The sequence below is a fragment of the Bacillus sp. R86525 genome (assembly GCF_042466195.1).
GTDB lineage: Bacteria > Bacillota > Bacilli > Bacillales > Bacillaceae_G > Bacillus_A > Bacillus_A nitratireducens.
Genome location: NZ_JAXHPX010000007.1, coordinates 1416674 through 1431260 on the forward strand (window position 1 = coordinate 1416674; position 14587 = coordinate 1431260).

Below are 14587 nucleotides of genomic sequence, written 5' to 3' on the forward strand. Positions count from 1 at the left end.
AAGCAGGGATAAGTAGTTTATTATCTCTGCTTTCTTTTTTGTAGTTGTTCGTGTCGTTCAGAAATGACTTCTGTTCGATCACGCAATGTGTGCTTGTTTATGATGTATTCATCAGGAATGACGTTCGCATCTTTCCAAGAGAGGCTTTGTTTCTTACATAACTGTATGCATTGTTTTTCTAACGATACGTCTAATAATGGTAAAAATAACGGGGTGAAATTGTCCTTTTTGTGGATAGATTGTAATCTTTCATTTAATAAGAATGTAAGTTGTTTATGATCTATTCCGAATTGATGTAATTGCGCGCTGTTCTTTTCTAAAATTGTTATTGCGCTTTTTATCATCTTCTCTGCACCATTCCAATTGGATCGTCTATGATGGTATGAGGAAACAGCAATTTGAATGAGACCGACTAGGTAATTGTCACGTTCTCCTGTAGGCTTTAATTTCCAATATTCTTCTAGTATTTCATGACATTCAAAATAATCATAATCTCCGTGAAAATGAATTAAAAATTGTATGTACTCGGTAGGATACATTTTTTTCGCTCCTGTCTAACGGTTATATGTACAGTGTATCATAGAAATATTAACAATAAGCGACTAGGGAAATATCCCTAGTCGCTTTATTGCTTCGTGTTAGCAGAAGCAAGCTGCTCCTACAATGATTAGTAAAATGAACAGTACAACTAGTAATGCGAATCCACCGCTAAAACCGCAATCAACGTGACCCATAGTTTTTTGACCTCCTACATTGTTCTTACTACATTGTTATCATATGAAGCGGTGGGCATTATGACATGGGCATAGGTCTATTTTTAATTAAATTTCTTAAAAAGGTTGGATAGAACATGAGTATGCTCTATACTTATGTTGTTATAGAAAAAATGTGGTGGGATGCTTTGTGCAGTATAATTTTAAAGTAGAGGCTTTTGAAGGGCCTTTAGATCTATTGTTACACTTAATACATCGTTACGAAATTGATATATATAATATTCCTGTAGCGGAAATTACAGAGCAATATCTATCTTATGTCCATACGATGAAAGAACTGCAATTAGATGTTGCCAGTGAGTATTTAGTAATGGCTGCAACGTTATTACAAATTAAAAGTAAAATGTTGTTACCGAAACAAGAAGAAGATGTACCTGATAACGGTGAAGACTTTATAGATGACCCTCGTCAAGAATTGATGGAGAGGTTAATTGAATATAAAAAATATAAGCAAGTTGCTACTGAGTTAAAAGAAAGAGAACAAGAAAGAGCACAGCTATATACACGTCCGCCAATTGATTTTACATCATTTCAACAAGAAGAGGAGACAAGCTTGCCTCTTGATGTTACGTTATATGATATGTTAGCGGCATTTCAAAAGCTAATGCGTCGTAAAAAAGCAAAGAAACCTGTGACAACGCGAATTACTCGTCAAGAAATACCAATTGCACAGCGAATGACTGATATTCTACAACAGTTAGAAACAAAGGGCGGGCGTCATAGCTTTTATGATTTATTTGCTGATGAAGAACGAGAAATAATGGTTGTAACATTTTTAGCGGTTCTTGAGCTGATGAAAAATCAACAAATTATTATTGAACAAGAGCATAATTTTGATGAAATTTTCGTATCAAGCTCTAGTAAATCTGTATAGAGTTGGTATGTGAAGATGGGGTAGAAATATTTTATCTCATGTTAGGTTTTAATGTATCGTTTGGAACGAGAGAAGAAATATTGAACCGAACGCATTTACTGTGATTCGGTTTTTTTTATGTGTATTTTTATAGAAAAATAGGAGGAAGGAGTTCGTAAAATGGATAGAAAAGAACAAAAAGCGATTATTGAAGGGCTTTTATTTGTTGCAGGTGACGAAGGGATTTATCCGGAACAGATAGCTAAAGTTCTGGAAGTTGAAGTGGAAGAAGTAATAAATAGTATAGAGGAAATGCAAAAAGAATGTGAAGGATCGAATCGCGGTCTGCAAATTGTACAATATGCAAAAGTGTATCGTTTTGCAACAAAGAAAGAACATGCTGCATACTATCAAAAATTAATAGATACCCCAACAACGGCTTCACTGTCTCAAGCAGCTCTTGAAACGTTGGCAATCGTTGCGTACCGTCAACCGATTACAAGGACAGAAATGGAAGAGATTCGAGGAGTGAAAACAGACAAGGCATTACAAACGTTAGTTTCACACTTACTTATAAAAGAAATGGGAAGAGCAGAAGGACCGGGGCGTCCTATCTTATACGGAACGACGAAAGAGTTTTTAGATACGTTTGGATTGAAAACGTTAGATGATTTACCACCTCTTTCGGAAGAAAATGAACAAATGAATGAAGCAGATTTATTCTTCGGTTCTTTACAGGAATTATCAAAATAAAAGCTTAGCATTTTGCTAAGCTTTTTTTGTATATCAATTACAGAGCGTGCCATACTAAATGAAAAAAGGAGACGAGTTATGAGAGGTGTACGGAATATTCTATTGTTGGTTTCTGTTTTATTATGCTTTTCGTTAAACAGCGCATCGGCTAAAAGATATATGATGTCTATTCATACTGCGTCTTCTATACATATGCAGCGGCAACATTTTGGTAAAATGAAAGTGAGTTTTTTAAAAGTTGGACAAGGTGATGCGACACTTATTACATTGCCAAATGGTCAAACGATGCTAATAGATGGGGGTCCTTATGAAGCGGGAGAGGTCATTATTCAAAAACTAATTGAAAAAAGAATTAATCATTTAGATGTGATTGTAAGTACTCATCCTGATATGGACCATATAGGAGGACTTATTCCAATTGTAGAGCAAATGCCAGTTTCCCTCGTATTAGATAGCGGGAAAACATATAGTTCATTTACTTATCATACGTATCGAAATAACATTAAAAAAAGGGGCATTCCTTTCATTTCAGTGAAGGAAGGACAATACATACCGCTAGATCCACATGTTTCTATACAAGTATTGAACAATGGGAAATCGAAAGACGAGAATAACGAGTCTTCAATTGTATTAAAGATTCGATATGGTAAAGCGGACTTTTTATTAATGGGTGATGCGGATATACGGACAGAAAATGAAATATTAAAGCAATTTGATGTACATGCAGATGTATTAAAAGTAGGGCATCATGGCTCGTATACTTCAACGAGTGAAACATTCTTAAAAAAAGTAGACCCACAATTCGCTATTCTTTCGTACGGGAGTAGAAATCCATATGGACATCCTCATCAAAGTGTTGTAAGACGATTAAAACAGCGTGGTATAATGATATACGGAACAAACAAGCGTACAGTAGAAATAGAAACAGACGGTGAACATATTACTATGGGGTCGAGTGGTCTTATGCCACTACTTAAGTAATTAATTATATAAGAGGGTATTTTCCATTTTTGAAAAAATGAATAACATATATTATAATGAAAAAGAAATAAATTTCCTTTTTTTTGCTGAATGAAGAGGAAATTTCATTAGAATGTATAGACAACTACTCGTGTGTATATTAAGATGGAATTAGGCGAATAAGGTAATAATAACAAGTAGGTATTTCATGGGAAAGGATCGATGAAAATGAAAACGCAAGTTGTCATCAATGCCAAAATTTATACAGGTAAAGAAGTAGTGGAAAACGGATTTATTCGTTACGCAGAAACAATTAAAGAAATTGGTTTGATGGCTCAATATGTATCACAAGAAAATGAAACTGTGTTAGATGCGGCAGGAAAGATTGTGATTCCAGGTATGATTGATGTTCATATTCATGGTGGATACGATATTGATGCGATGGATGCAAATAGCGATGGATTAGTAACTCTTGGTAAAGAAATGTTAAAAGAAGGAGTTACAACTTACTTCCCAACAACAATGACACAAGCTCCAGAAGCGATTGAAGCGGCGCTAAGTGCTGCGAAGGAAGCGAAAGATAAGGGAGCACATTTCGAATATATTCACTTAGAAGGACCATATGTTTCAAAAAAACGTGCTGGTGCACAACCACTTGAACATATTGTTCCTGCGAGTATCGAGCAATTTAAACAATGGCAGGAAGCAAGCGGTAATCTAATTAAATTAGTAACATATGCACCGGAAGAAGAAGGTGCGTTAGAGTTTGAACAGTATCTTGCTGAAACAGGTGTTGTTGGCACAATGGGGCATACAGATGCGATTGATGCACAACTGAAAAATAGAAAAATTACACATGCAACACATTTATACAATCAAATGCGTGGATTACATCACCGTGAACCAGGAGTTGTTGGTCATGTGTTATTAAATCCAGATGTAATGGTTGAAGTAATTACAGATGGTATTCATATTCACCCTGATATGGTGAAACTAGCATATAAATTAAAAGGACCGAAAAAAGTAAGTGTCATTACAGATGCAATGCGTGCAAAAGGTCTTGAAGATGGATTATATGAGCTTGGCGGACAGCCAGTGCATGTAAAAGATGGCAGTGCCCGATTAGAAGATGGAACGTTAGCTGGTAGTATTTTGAAAATGGATCAAGCTTTCCGAAATGTAATTGAATTTACAGGATGTTCAATCGAGGATGCAGTACTCATGACATCGGTTAACCAAGCAGAAGAGTTTGGGTTAAATAATAAAGGTGCGTTAGCGGCAGGTAAAGATGCAGACTTTGTTGTTATGACTGAAGAATTACATGTATATGATACGGTTCGTTTAGGAACTCATATGAAGGAAGGGAAGTAATTAGATGAATATTCTTGTTGTAAAAACTCCAGAAGAATTAGCAGAAGCAGGTTTCAAGTTAATTGAAGAGGTTGTAAAATCAAAAGAAAATCCAACATTAGGAATGGCTACAGGAAGCTCTCCATTAGGTATTTATGCAGAAATGCGAAAAAATAAACTTGATACAAGTCATACAACCACTGTAAACTTAGATGAGTACGTAAATTTACCACACGAAGATAAAAACAGCTATCACTATTTCATGCAAGAACAGTTGTTTGATCATCTTCCATTTAAACAAACTTATGTACCAAACGGGATGGCAAGTGATTTAGAGGAAGAGTGCAAGCGTTATGAAGGCATTCTATCGGCTAACCCAGTTGACTTACAGATTCTTGGAATCGGTGAAAACGGTCACATCGGATTTAATGAGCCAGGAACATCATTTAATTCTCCAACTAACATTGTTGAATTAACAGAATCTACACGCCAAGCAAACCTTCGTTTCTTCGAAAAAGAAGAAGATGTGCCAACTCATGCGATTACAATGGGAATTGGAAGCATTATGAAAGCGAAACAAATTCTACTTGTTGCTATGGGGCCTAAAAAGGCAGAAGCACTTAAAGAGTTATTGCAAGGTGAATATAGTGAAGCGTGTCCTGCTACTGTTTTACAACGTCATCCGAATGTAACCGTAATCGCTGATCAAGAAGCTCTATCTTTATGCAGTGAGGCGATTGCTGATGAACATCGACAAGTATTCACCATTTCCGATCTATTATCAGATTCAAGAGTGGGTGAAACAGCTAATTGAGGACGGCGAATGGAAGCCGGGAGACAAAATCCCATCTGAGAATGAACTTTGTGATAAGTTCGAAGTGAGTCGTATGACAATCAGACAGGCGATTAATAATTTAGTGGAACAAGGCTATTTATATCGGAAACGTGGAATTGGAACGTTTGTCCAACTTCCGAAAGTGGAACAAAAATTGCAAGGAATGACGGGATTCACAGAAGATATGATTTCTCGTGGGATGAACCCAAGTAGTCAATTACTTAGTTTCCGCCTAGTTCCAGCTACTGTGAAAATAGCAGACCGGTTGAGAATACAGGAGGGGGAGTCGGTTTATGAAGTGAGGCGTATTCGCTTAGCTGATGATGAACCGATTGCTTTTGAGACGACATATTTGTCGCCAGCTCTTGTAAAAGATATTAACGAAGAAATATTGCAACAATCTTTATATGAACATTTAGAGAAAAAACTAGGCTTTAAGCTTGTTAGCGCTACTCAATCAATTGAAGCTTCCATTGCAACGGATAATGAAGCTGACCATCTGCATATTCCTAAAAAGGCGCCTGTGCTTGTAATGCGTCAATGGTCATATTCAGAAGGTGAAGTACCGTTAGAGTATGTGAAATGTATTTATCGTGGGGATCGTTATAAGTTTATTACAAACATCGCACGTAACAAATAATATATTTCAGTTTGTGAAGTACAGTTAATGTCAAATTGTTTAACATGTAAAGAAAAAATACAACTCATCCTTATAAGGAGTGAGTCGTATTTTTATTATGAGCAATTACGTGGTTAACAGCATCTTTAACTGTATTTACTACATAGTGAGCGTGTTCTTTTACTGCGTCATCTGCTTGAGACATAGCAAAACTGTGGGGAGTTAAAGAAAACATTGGAATATCATTATAAGAATCCCCTATGCAAGCAATTTCCTCTGGTTGTATTTGAAATTCTTTTAATAAAATAGAAATAGCAGAACCTTTACTAATATTAGGTGGCATTACATCTAAACATTGTTCTGCTGAAATGAAGGTGCTAACTTTTCCGTGAAATTTTTCATCAATTTTGTTCTGAAGGAGTTGTAAGCTTTCCTTCGTTCCACCGACAGAAATTTTATTTGGAAAAATTGTATCATCAATTTTCTGTAATAGATTAGGTTCTTCAACAGAAGTCATCGTTACTTGTTGTTCAAGTTCATGAATAAACGGTGTTTTTTCTTCAATGTAGTAGTTATGTTCATCACTTACATAACGGAAATAAGGGTCTTCATTTGTCATAGCTAACAAATCTGGAAGAATGCTGGAATCGAAAGTTGCAGATAATAGCTGCTTATTTTCATGTGTATATACAAAAACACCATTTACACTAATGCGATGGAAATTTGTATTAACCGCTCTCATTAAGTCTGCAATTTCATTATCAAGTCTTCCAGAAGCAAAACAAAGAATTACATTTTGTTCAGCTAAGCTGCGTAAAGCGATAACATCTTTTTCGTCGATAAAACCTCCGTGTTGCATCATCGTTCCATCAATATCACTTACAAACATTTTAATCATGTTGCAATCTCCTTTCTATGTACAGTTGCCCTTACATTATACGCATCATATACAAACATGTCTAAAAAATGAATTTTTATTAAATGGTAGATGTTTTATATTGACGAAAAAGAAGAATGTTCTGTAACATAAAAGCAGGCTATTTAAGTACGAGGGTGGTGTTATATGAGTAATTATCTAGAAATTAAAAAAGTTTTAAATAATAATGTCATCATTGCTAGCCATCCTGAACACGAGGAAGTAGTAGTGATCGGTAAAGGAATTGGATTTGGGAAAAAGGCTGAAGATGTGTTGGAGCAAGAACAAATTGAGAAAATGTTTGTTTTAAAAAATGAACGTGATCGAGAACAATACAAACTTTTAGTACCACATGTGAGTGAAAAGCTAATTGAATTGATGAATGATATTATGTTATATATTCAAGAAAAAGCGGAGTCTCCATTAAATGAACATATTCATATCGCTTTAACAGATCATATTTCTTTTGCAATTAAAAGGCTGAAACAAGGACTTACAATAGATAATCCTTTTTTAGTTGAAACGAAAATGCTATATCCAGAGGAATATAAAATTGCTGAAGGCGTTGTGCAACTTTTAAATTCTCGTTTGCAAATTACATTGCCAGAAGGGGAAGTTGGCTTTATCGCACTTCACATTTACAGCTCGCTTACAAACTCTGATTTATCTTCTGTTAATCAAAATTCCCGTCTTATTGCACAACTTGTGTCTTTAATTGAGACAAGCCTACAAATTACATTAGACCAAGAAAGCATTCATTATTTACGCCTTATTCGCCATTTACAATATGCTATTGAGCGGGTGAAAAAAGGAGAAAAAGTAGAAGAAGCACAGAGTTTTGCTGATTTATTAAAGATGGAATATCCAGTTTGTTATAATTTGGCGTGGAAACTAGTCAAAGTAATGCAGAAAGAATTGCAACTTCCTGTATATGAAGCGGAGAGTATTTATTTAACGATGCATTTACAACGATTAGTGAAAGCAGAACATGTGTAAAAAGACATATATTTTTGTCTAAAATGAAAACGTTAAAAAAAATGATTGAATCGCTTACAATAGTTATGTATAATAACTATTGCAAAGTTATACAAAATTCGACAAACACATTAAGGTGAGTAACGAAAACGTTTGCCTTAATTATAGTGAACTTATACGTAATCCTATTTTTGACACGTGTTACTGATTCGATCAGGCATGAGTGGAGAAAAGTTGGGAATGTAAGCTAAATAAAGGGACATACTACCCTTTGTATAGCTATCGTTCTATCTTTTTTTTCCTCATGCCTTTTTGGCGTTTGTCGAAAAGTATCAATATAGATAAGAGAGGAAGGGTTTCCATGTTTAAGAAGATCTTTGGTGTTCTTCAAAAAGTCGGAAAAGCGCTTATGCTTCCAGTAGCGATTTTACCGGCAGCAGGTATTTTACTTGGATTTGGTAATGCATTTCAAAATCCACAGCTAACAGATGTTATTCCTGCTTTAAAAGCAGATTGGTTCGTAATGGTTGCAAAAATTATGGAACAATCTGGTGATATTATTTTCGCTAACCTTGCATTATTATTCGCAGTTGGGGTAGCAATTGGTTTAGCTGGTGGAGACGGAGTAGCTGGTTTAGCAGCATTCGTCGGCTACTTAATTATGAACAAAACGATGAGTGTGTTCTTAGAAGTAGATAAGCTAGTGAAAGTAACAAGTTCTGGAACAGATCCAGTGAAAATTGGATTTGCAGATCCAGCATATGCAAACGTATTAGGAATTCCAACGTTACAAACAGGAGTATTTGGTGGTATTATCGTCGGGATAGTAGCTGCATATTGCTACAATAAATACTTCAACATTGAATTACCATCATACTTAGGTTTCTTTGCAGGTAAGCGTTTCGTACCGATCGCAACTGCAACATTCTCTTTAGTAGTAGGTATTATCATGTGCTTCGTTTGGCCATACATTCAAGGTGGCTTAAATACGTTCTCACATCAAATGATTGATGCAAATAGAACGTTAGCAGCATTTATATTCGGTTTAATCGAACGTTCATTAATTCCATTTGGATTACATCATATTTTCTATTCACCGTTCTGGTTCGAATTCGGTCAGTATACAAATGCAGCTGGCGAATTAATCCGCGGTGACCAAAAAATCTTTATGGCACAGTTAAAAGATGGTGTGGAATTAACAGCAGGTACATTTACAACTGGTAAGTATCCGTTCATGATGTTCGGTCTTCCAGCTGCCGCTTTAGCAATGTACCATGAAGCACGTCCAGAAAATAAAAAATTAGCAGCTGGTATTTTAGGATCTGCTGCATTAACATCTTTCTTAACAGGTATTACAGAACCACTTGAATTTTCATTCTTATTCGTAGCACCAGTATTATTCGGAATTCACGCAGTATTCGCTGGTCTATCATTTATGACAATGCAAATTTTAGGTGTTAAAATTGGTATGACATTCTCTGGTGGTTTAATCGACTTTATCTTATTCGGTGTACTACCAGGCCGTACAGCATGGTGGTGGGTAATTGTTGTTGGTCTTGTACTAGCAGTGATTTACTACTTCGGATTCCGCTTTGCAATTCGTAAATGGAATTTAAAAACACCTGGTCGTGAAGTAGCAAATGCTAATGACGGCGCAGGAAAAACAGAAGCAGGTGAACTTCCACGTGAAGTATTAGTAGCACTTGGTGGTAAAGAAAACATCGCTTCTTTAGATGCTTGTATTACTCGTTTACGTGTACAAGTTAACGAACAAAAGAATGTAAATAAAGACCGCTTAAAAGAGCTTGGAGCAGCTGGTGTACTTGAAGTTGGAAATAACATTCAAGCTATTTTCGGACCGAAATCTGACACATTAAAATCACAAATTCATGATATTATGTCAGGTCGTACACCTCATGTTGAAAAAGAAGAGCCTGTAAAAGTGGAAGAAACTCCTCAACAAGTTGATGAAAATGAAACAATCGTTTCACCAATTGAAGGAAAAATCTTACCGATTACAGAAGTACCTGACCAAGTATTCTCAGGGAAAATGATGGGAGATGGATTTGCGATTGAGCCAACAGAAGGAACAGTAGTTTCTCCAGTTAATGGTGAGATTGTAAATGTATTCCCTACAAAACATGCGATTGGTATTCAGTCTGAAGGCGGAAAAGAAATTTTAATTCACTTTGGTATTGATACTGTAAAATTAAATGGTGAAGGCTTTGAAGCGCTTGTAGCACAAGGTGATAAAGTGAAGCAAGGACAACCATTATTAAAAGTAGATCTTGCATTTGTAAAAGAAAATGCACCATCTATTATTACACCAATCGTCTTTACAAATTTACAACAAGGGCAACAAGTCGAATTGAAAAAAGATGGAAATGTTAAAAAGGGCGAAAACGCTATTATTGACATTCAATAGGAATTTGACGCAAAATGTTTATAATTATAATAGGCGATGTGGTTGACCGAACATCGCCTATTATATACAATAGATGATGTAGTACTCACGTCTATACAACTAAAAAAATACGTAATTTAAAGGAGATAAATTATCATGGAAAAAATCTTTAAAGTAACTAGCGATTCAGGAATTCATGCTCGTCCAGCAACTCTACTTGTAAACACTGCAAGCAAATTTGGTTCTGACATTAACTTAGAGTATAACGGAAAAAACGTTAACTTAAAATCAATCATGGGTGTTATGTCTTTAGGAATTCAACAAGGCGCGGAAATTAAGATCACTGCAAATGGTGATGATGCAGCTCAAGCACTAGCAGCTATCGAAGAAACTATGAAAAACGAAGGATTAGGAGAATAATGACTCTTAATATTCAAGGGATCGCTGCATCAAGTGGGATTGCTATTGCAAAGGCTTTCAGACTTGAGAATCCTGAATTTAACATTGAAAAGAAATCAATTACGAACGAAGCTGCTGAAATTGCACGCTTAGACGCTGCGCTTGAGAAAGCAAAATCTGAACTAGAAGCTATTAAGGATCACGCTTTTGCTGAGCTAGGTGCTGATAAAGCTGCTATCTTTGAAGCACATTTATTAGTATTAAATGATCCGGAATTAGTAAATCCAGTAAAAGATAAAGTAAATAGCGAAAAAGTAAATGCTGAATTTGCAATGGATGAAGTTGCATCAATGTTTATTTCTATGTTTGAAAACATGGATAACGAATACATGAAAGAACGTGCTGCGGATATTCGCGACGTAACAAAACGCGTTCTTGCACATTTACTAGGAATTAACTTCTCAAATCCTGGTACAATTTCTGAAGAAGTAATCATTATTGCTGAAGATTTAACACCATCTGATACAGCTCAGTTAAACCGTAAGTATGCAAAAGGTTTCACAACTGATATCGGTGGACGTACATCTCACTCTGCAATTATGGCTCGTTCTATGGAAATTCCAGCTGTTGTTGGTACGAAAGTTGTTATGGAGAAAATCCAAAACGGCGATATCGTAATCATTGACGGTTTAGATGGAGAAGTAATTGTAAATCCATCAGAAGAAACTCTTCGTTCGTTTGAAGAAAAGAAAGCGAAATTTGAAGAGCAAAAAGCTGTATGGGCAAAATTAAAAGACCAAGCTACTGTAACAAGCGATGGACATCACGTTGAGCTTGTTGCTAATATCGGAACACCAAATGATGTACAAGGTATTATCGATAATGGCGGAGAAGGCGTTGGTTTATACCGTACAGAATTCTTATACATGGGCCGTGACAATCTTCCAACAGAAGAAGAGCAGTTCGATGCGTATAAAGCAGTTCTTGAAGGTGTAAAAGAAGGTCAACCTGTCGTTGTTCGTACACTTGACATCGGTGGAGATAAAGAGCTTCCATACTTACATTTACCAAAAGAAATGAACCCATTCTTAGGATACCGTGCAATTCGCTTATGTCTTGATGAGCAAGATGTGTTCCGTACACAACTTCGTGCATTACTTCGTGCTAGCGTATACGGTAACTTAAAAATTATGTTCCCAATGATTGCAACTCTTGATGAGTTCCGTCAAGCGAAAGCGATCTTATTAGAAGAGAAAGCAAAACTTGTAGAAGCGGGTACAACTGTTTCTGATTCTATTGAAGTTGGTATGATGGTTGAAATTCCAGCTTCAGCAGTATTAGCAGATCAATTCGCAAAAGAAGTTGATTTCTTCTCTATCGGAACAAATGACTTAATCCAATACACAATGGCTGCGGACCGTATGAACGAACAAGTAGCTTACTTATACCAACCATATAACCCATCTATTTTACGTCTTGTAAAAATGGTTATCGATGCTGCTCACAAAGAGGGCAAATGGGCTGGTATGTGCGGTGAGATGGCGGGAGATTCACTTGCTATCCCATTATTATTAGGATTAGGCTTAGATGAGTTCAGTATGAGTGCAACATCTATCCTTCCTGCAAGAACACAACTAAGCAAGTTGTCAAAAGCAGAAATGGAAACATTAGCAGAAAAAGCATTAACAATGTCAACTGCTGAAGAAGTTGTTGAATTAGTTAAAAGCATATAATAAAAAAACCTGAGTCGATTTGAAATCGGTCTCAGGTTTTTTCTATGAGAAAAGTAAATCTTATTTTGCGGCTATTGAGGATAAAGAACAGAATTAGATAGCGACCGCGATAATATCAGTTGGGCATACACGTAAAATGCCAGTAAAAGTATTTTGATTTTGATTGTTCTTATCGTCTTTATTATTATTATTATCTTTGTCGTTATTATTACGAGCTAAAGCAGAGAAAAGAGCAACACCGTTACAGAATCCTTCAAAAATTACATTGCGGAATGATTGATGGCCTCTAATGCTTAAAAGAGAAATTTCTGTTCCAACTGAAATAGTAGCAAGTACGTTACATACAGCAGGTCGGTGTGGTCTAACTTCTTCTCTTTCTCTCTCTTTCTCGCGATGGTCACACTCTCTTTCACGATGATGACATTCTCTAAAGTTATCACAGCATCCAAATGATCCAAACATAATCCTCATCACCCCCTTCACACTTATAATCTATGTAAGTTCGGTAGTCGGTGACTGGACAGATAATGAAAATTTTTCTAGGGGATTTTCTCATTTTAAATGACTAGCTGGGTGTTTATTACGGAATGATGTTTAAAATAGGGGAAATATCACAAAAAAATGTAAAGACCACCGAAATGAAATAAATTAGGTAGCCTTTACACTTTTTTGCTTTTATATAAAACGATGATATATACAGGAAGAGCTAGGAGTAGCGGTGCAATGGATCGTGCAGTATGTTTTTCTGCTTCTAATTGGAACACTTCTTCTTTTGAGAATTGTAACACTGATATGTTTGCAGCATCGCCAATAAAATATAGCAGTAGTACAGTTACTATGTAACTTAAAAGTGCGATAAAGCTTCCGTATGAACTCAATGAAAATCCCTCTCTTGTTATCTATTTGTTATCATTGTATCACAATTGTAACAAAAATACACGGTTATCTTTCGACGGTTTAACAAATTTCGACACGAAACGCCATATTTGTTTATGGGGATAGCATGAAAATTACGATTTTTCTATGTTTAGATGTCGAATAATACATTGTAATATTACGGATGTGTGACAGAATATAAAAAAACGAAGGTAATGAAATTACCTTCGTTTTTTTATTATTTCGCCCATTCACTCACTTGTTCTACGCTCATGCGCGGTGCAGGGTGACCTTTTAAAGTTGATTCACCAATTGTAATAAGCATAATTGGTACGTAACGAGATGAAACATTAAATTCTTCCATTAGTCCTTGTGGGTTGAAGCCACCAATAGCGCAAGTATCCCAGCCAGTTGCTTTAGCAGCAAGCATAAGTTGCATTGCTGCTAAAGCAGCATTTGAAAAGGCAGCATCTCGTGGGTATTGCTCACGAGTATATGCAGATTCAATGTTTTTAGCTAAGCGCTCTTTTGCTTCTTCTTTCATAAATCCTTGTTCAACAATTGGACCGTAAACAGGTTCAACATTTTTATATGCTTCTAAATCACCTAAAATAGCGACTACGGCAGAAGCATCAAGAATTTGTTGTTGGTTATAAGCAATTGGATGTAATCGTTTTTGTACGTTTTCGCCTTGGAAAACAAGGAATTTCCAGTGTTGCAAGTTCCAAGCAGAAGGGGCTTGTGCAGCGGCTTTTAAAATTTCATGTAATTCTGTAGATGAAATTTCTTTTTCGGGGTTGAATGCACGTGTAGATGTGCGTTCATATAAAACGTTAAAAAAGTCATTGTTTGTCATTATATATCCTCCAAATTACATATCAACTTAATATAAAATAAATGTAATATATTCTACTTACATTTTGTAAGTTATTGAATTTAAGAATATAATAAATTTATTTTAATTGTCAAGTTTTAAGTAACGAGGTGGGGCATTCATACAAACGATACAATTCCTATAATCATACACTAAAAAAGGAATTTCTAGAGTAGATAAGCGAAGATAACATTCTCAATTAGCTTGTTAATATGTATTCCTCACTAATCGGATTTTTTTGAGAACTATTTTTTATAAAATGATTAT

General features: G+C 35.7%; 16 protein-coding genes. 10 read left to right on the forward strand and 6 right to left on the reverse strand.

Annotation, left to right across the window (positions count from 1 at the left end):
• Positions 1-20: 20 nt before the first annotated feature.
• A complete protein-coding gene (locus SJY24_RS09965; RefSeq protein WP_377864539.1) occupies positions 21-539 on the reverse strand; it encodes a DUF309 domain-containing protein in 519 nt (172 codons plus the stop codon).
• Between the two features lie 99 nt (positions 540-638).
• Positions 639-734: a YjcZ family sporulation protein gene (locus SJY24_RS09970; protein ID WP_000510194.1), complete on the reverse strand. Its 96-nt coding sequence runs from the start codon at positions 732-734 to the stop codon at positions 639-641.
• A 169-nt stretch (positions 735-903) separates the two neighbouring features.
• On the opposite strand from SJY24_RS09970, the gene SJY24_RS09975 reads away from it, so the two are divergent.
• The 6 genes from SJY24_RS09975 to phnF all read left to right on the forward strand — a co-directional run bounded on the left by SJY24_RS09975 (position 904) and on the right by phnF (position 6164).
• Complete coding sequence (locus tag SJY24_RS09975; RefSeq protein ID WP_002138181.1) at positions 904-1647, forward strand: segregation/condensation protein A; 744 nt, start codon at positions 904-906, stop codon at positions 1645-1647.
• A 159-nt stretch (positions 1648-1806) separates the two neighbouring features.
• Positions 1807-2379: an SMC-Scp complex subunit ScpB gene (scpB, locus tag SJY24_RS09980; protein ID WP_000375161.1), complete on the forward strand. Its 573-nt coding sequence runs from the start codon at positions 1807-1809 to the stop codon at positions 2377-2379.
• Positions 2380-2457: 78 nt separating this feature from the next.
• A complete protein-coding gene (locus tag SJY24_RS09985) occupies positions 2458-3360 on the forward strand; it encodes a ComEC/Rec2 family competence protein (protein WP_002165118.1) in 903 nt (300 codons plus the stop codon).
• Between the two features lie 207 nt (positions 3361-3567).
• Positions 3568-4710: an N-acetylglucosamine-6-phosphate deacetylase gene (gene nagA, locus SJY24_RS09990; RefSeq protein WP_377867232.1), complete on the forward strand. Its 1143-nt coding sequence runs from the start codon at positions 3568-3570 to the stop codon at positions 4708-4710.
• Positions 4711-4714: 4 nt separating this feature from the next.
• The gene (nagB, locus tag SJY24_RS09995) at positions 4715-5503 is read left to right on the forward strand and encodes a glucosamine-6-phosphate deaminase (RefSeq protein WP_001024197.1); all 789 of its coding nucleotides are present in this window, start codon (positions 4715-4717) and stop codon (positions 5501-5503) included.
• Complete coding sequence (gene phnF / locus SJY24_RS10000) at positions 5433-6164, forward strand: phosphonate metabolism transcriptional regulator PhnF (protein WP_377864540.1); 732 nt, start codon at positions 5433-5435, stop codon at positions 6162-6164. Before nagB ends, phnF begins: the two co-directional genes overlap by 71 nt.
• A 70-nt stretch (positions 6165-6234) precedes the next feature.
• On the opposite strand, the gene SJY24_RS10005 is transcribed toward phnF, so the two are convergent.
• Positions 6235-7041, reverse strand: coding sequence for a Cof-type HAD-IIB family hydrolase (locus SJY24_RS10005; RefSeq protein ID WP_000594218.1), 807 nt, complete (start codon positions 7039-7041; stop codon positions 6235-6237).
• A 165-nt stretch (positions 7042-7206) separates the two neighbouring features.
• Here SJY24_RS10005 and glcT point away from each other — a divergent pair, with 165 nt between their 5' ends.
• The 4 genes from glcT (at position 7207) to ptsP (ending at position 12570) form a co-directional block, all read left to right on the forward strand.
• Positions 7207-8055 carry a glucose PTS transporter transcription antiterminator GlcT gene (gene glcT / locus SJY24_RS10010; RefSeq protein WP_377864541.1) on the forward strand — a complete coding sequence of 283 codons (849 nt, stop codon included), beginning with the start codon at positions 7207-7209 and terminating at the stop codon, positions 8053-8055.
• 340 nt (positions 8056-8395) lie between these two features.
• Positions 8396-10459 (forward strand): PTS glucose transporter subunit IIABC, encoded by a 2064-nt coding sequence (ptsG, locus tag SJY24_RS10015; RefSeq protein WP_000473171.1) that lies wholly within the window; start codon positions 8396-8398, stop codon positions 10457-10459.
• 135 nt (positions 10460-10594) lie between these two features.
• Positions 10595-10858 carry a phosphocarrier protein HPr gene (ptsH, locus tag SJY24_RS10020; protein ID WP_000411079.1) on the forward strand — a complete coding sequence of 88 codons (264 nt, stop codon included), beginning with the start codon at positions 10595-10597 and terminating at the stop codon, positions 10856-10858.
• Positions 10858-12570, forward strand: coding sequence for a phosphoenolpyruvate--protein phosphotransferase (gene ptsP, locus SJY24_RS10025; RefSeq protein WP_000174202.1), 1713 nt, complete (start codon positions 10858-10860; stop codon positions 12568-12570). The genes ptsH and ptsP overlap by 1 nt, the downstream gene beginning before the upstream one ends.
• A gap of 93 nt (positions 12571-12663) precedes the next feature.
• Here ptsP and SJY24_RS10030 read toward each other — a convergent pair whose 3' ends face one another.
• The 3 genes from SJY24_RS10030 to SJY24_RS10040 all read right to left on the reverse strand — a co-directional run bounded on the left by SJY24_RS10030 (position 12664) and on the right by SJY24_RS10040 (position 14302).
• On the reverse strand, positions 12664-13032 hold the full coding sequence (locus SJY24_RS10030) for a DUF3915 family protein (RefSeq protein ID WP_377864542.1): 369 nt from the start codon (positions 13030-13032) through the stop codon (positions 12664-12666).
• Between the two features lie 197 nt (positions 13033-13229).
• Positions 13230-13448 carry a hypothetical protein gene (locus tag SJY24_RS10035; protein WP_377864543.1) on the reverse strand — a complete coding sequence of 73 codons (219 nt, stop codon included), beginning with the start codon at positions 13446-13448 and terminating at the stop codon, positions 13230-13232.
• A gap of 236 nt (positions 13449-13684) precedes the next feature.
• Positions 13685-14302, reverse strand: a complete 618-nt coding sequence (locus SJY24_RS10040) for a nitroreductase family protein (RefSeq protein WP_071771568.1) — start codon at positions 14300-14302, stop codon at positions 13685-13687.
• Between the last annotated feature and the right edge of the window lie 285 nt (positions 14303-14587).

What these genes read in the sequence shown, in the direction of transcription:
- SJY24_RS09965 (WP_377864539.1), bottom strand. Translation starts at nt 539, where the DNA reads ATGTATCCTACCGAGTACATACAATTTTTAATTCATTTTCACGGAGAT.
- SJY24_RS09970 (WP_000510194.1), bottom strand. Translation starts at nt 734, where the DNA reads ATGGGTCACGTTGATTGCGGTTTTAGCGGTGGATTCGCATTACTAGTT.
- scpB (WP_000375161.1), top strand. Translation starts at nt 1,807, where the DNA reads ATGGATAGAAAAGAACAAAAAGCGATTATTGAAGGGCTTTTATTTGTT.
- SJY24_RS09985 (WP_002165118.1), top strand. Translation starts at nt 2,458, where the DNA reads ATGAGAGGTGTACGGAATATTCTATTGTTGGTTTCTGTTTTATTATGC.
- nagA (WP_377867232.1), top strand. Translation starts at nt 3,568, where the DNA reads ATGAAAACGCAAGTTGTCATCAATGCCAAAATTTATACAGGTAAAGAA.
- nagB (WP_001024197.1), top strand. Translation starts at nt 4,715, where the DNA reads ATGAATATTCTTGTTGTAAAAACTCCAGAAGAATTAGCAGAAGCAGGT.
- phnF (WP_377864540.1), top strand. Translation starts at nt 5,433, where the DNA reads ATGAACATCGACAAGTATTCACCATTTCCGATCTATTATCAGATTCAA.
- SJY24_RS10005 (WP_000594218.1), bottom strand. Translation starts at nt 7,041, where the DNA reads ATGATTAAAATGTTTGTAAGTGATATTGATGGAACGATGATGCAACAC.
- glcT (WP_377864541.1), top strand. Translation starts at nt 7,207, where the DNA reads ATGAGTAATTATCTAGAAATTAAAAAAGTTTTAAATAATAATGTCATC.
- ptsG (WP_000473171.1), top strand. Translation starts at nt 8,396, where the DNA reads ATGTTTAAGAAGATCTTTGGTGTTCTTCAAAAAGTCGGAAAAGCGCTT.
- ptsH (WP_000411079.1), top strand. Translation starts at nt 10,595, where the DNA reads ATGGAAAAAATCTTTAAAGTAACTAGCGATTCAGGAATTCATGCTCGT.
- ptsP (WP_000174202.1), top strand. Translation starts at nt 10,858, where the DNA reads ATGACTCTTAATATTCAAGGGATCGCTGCATCAAGTGGGATTGCTATT.
- SJY24_RS10030 (WP_377864542.1), bottom strand. Translation starts at nt 13,032, where the DNA reads ATGTTTGGATCATTTGGATGCTGTGATAACTTTAGAGAATGTCATCAT.
- SJY24_RS10040 (WP_071771568.1), bottom strand. Translation starts at nt 14,302, where the DNA reads ATGACAAACAATGACTTTTTTAACGTTTTATATGAACGCACATCTACA.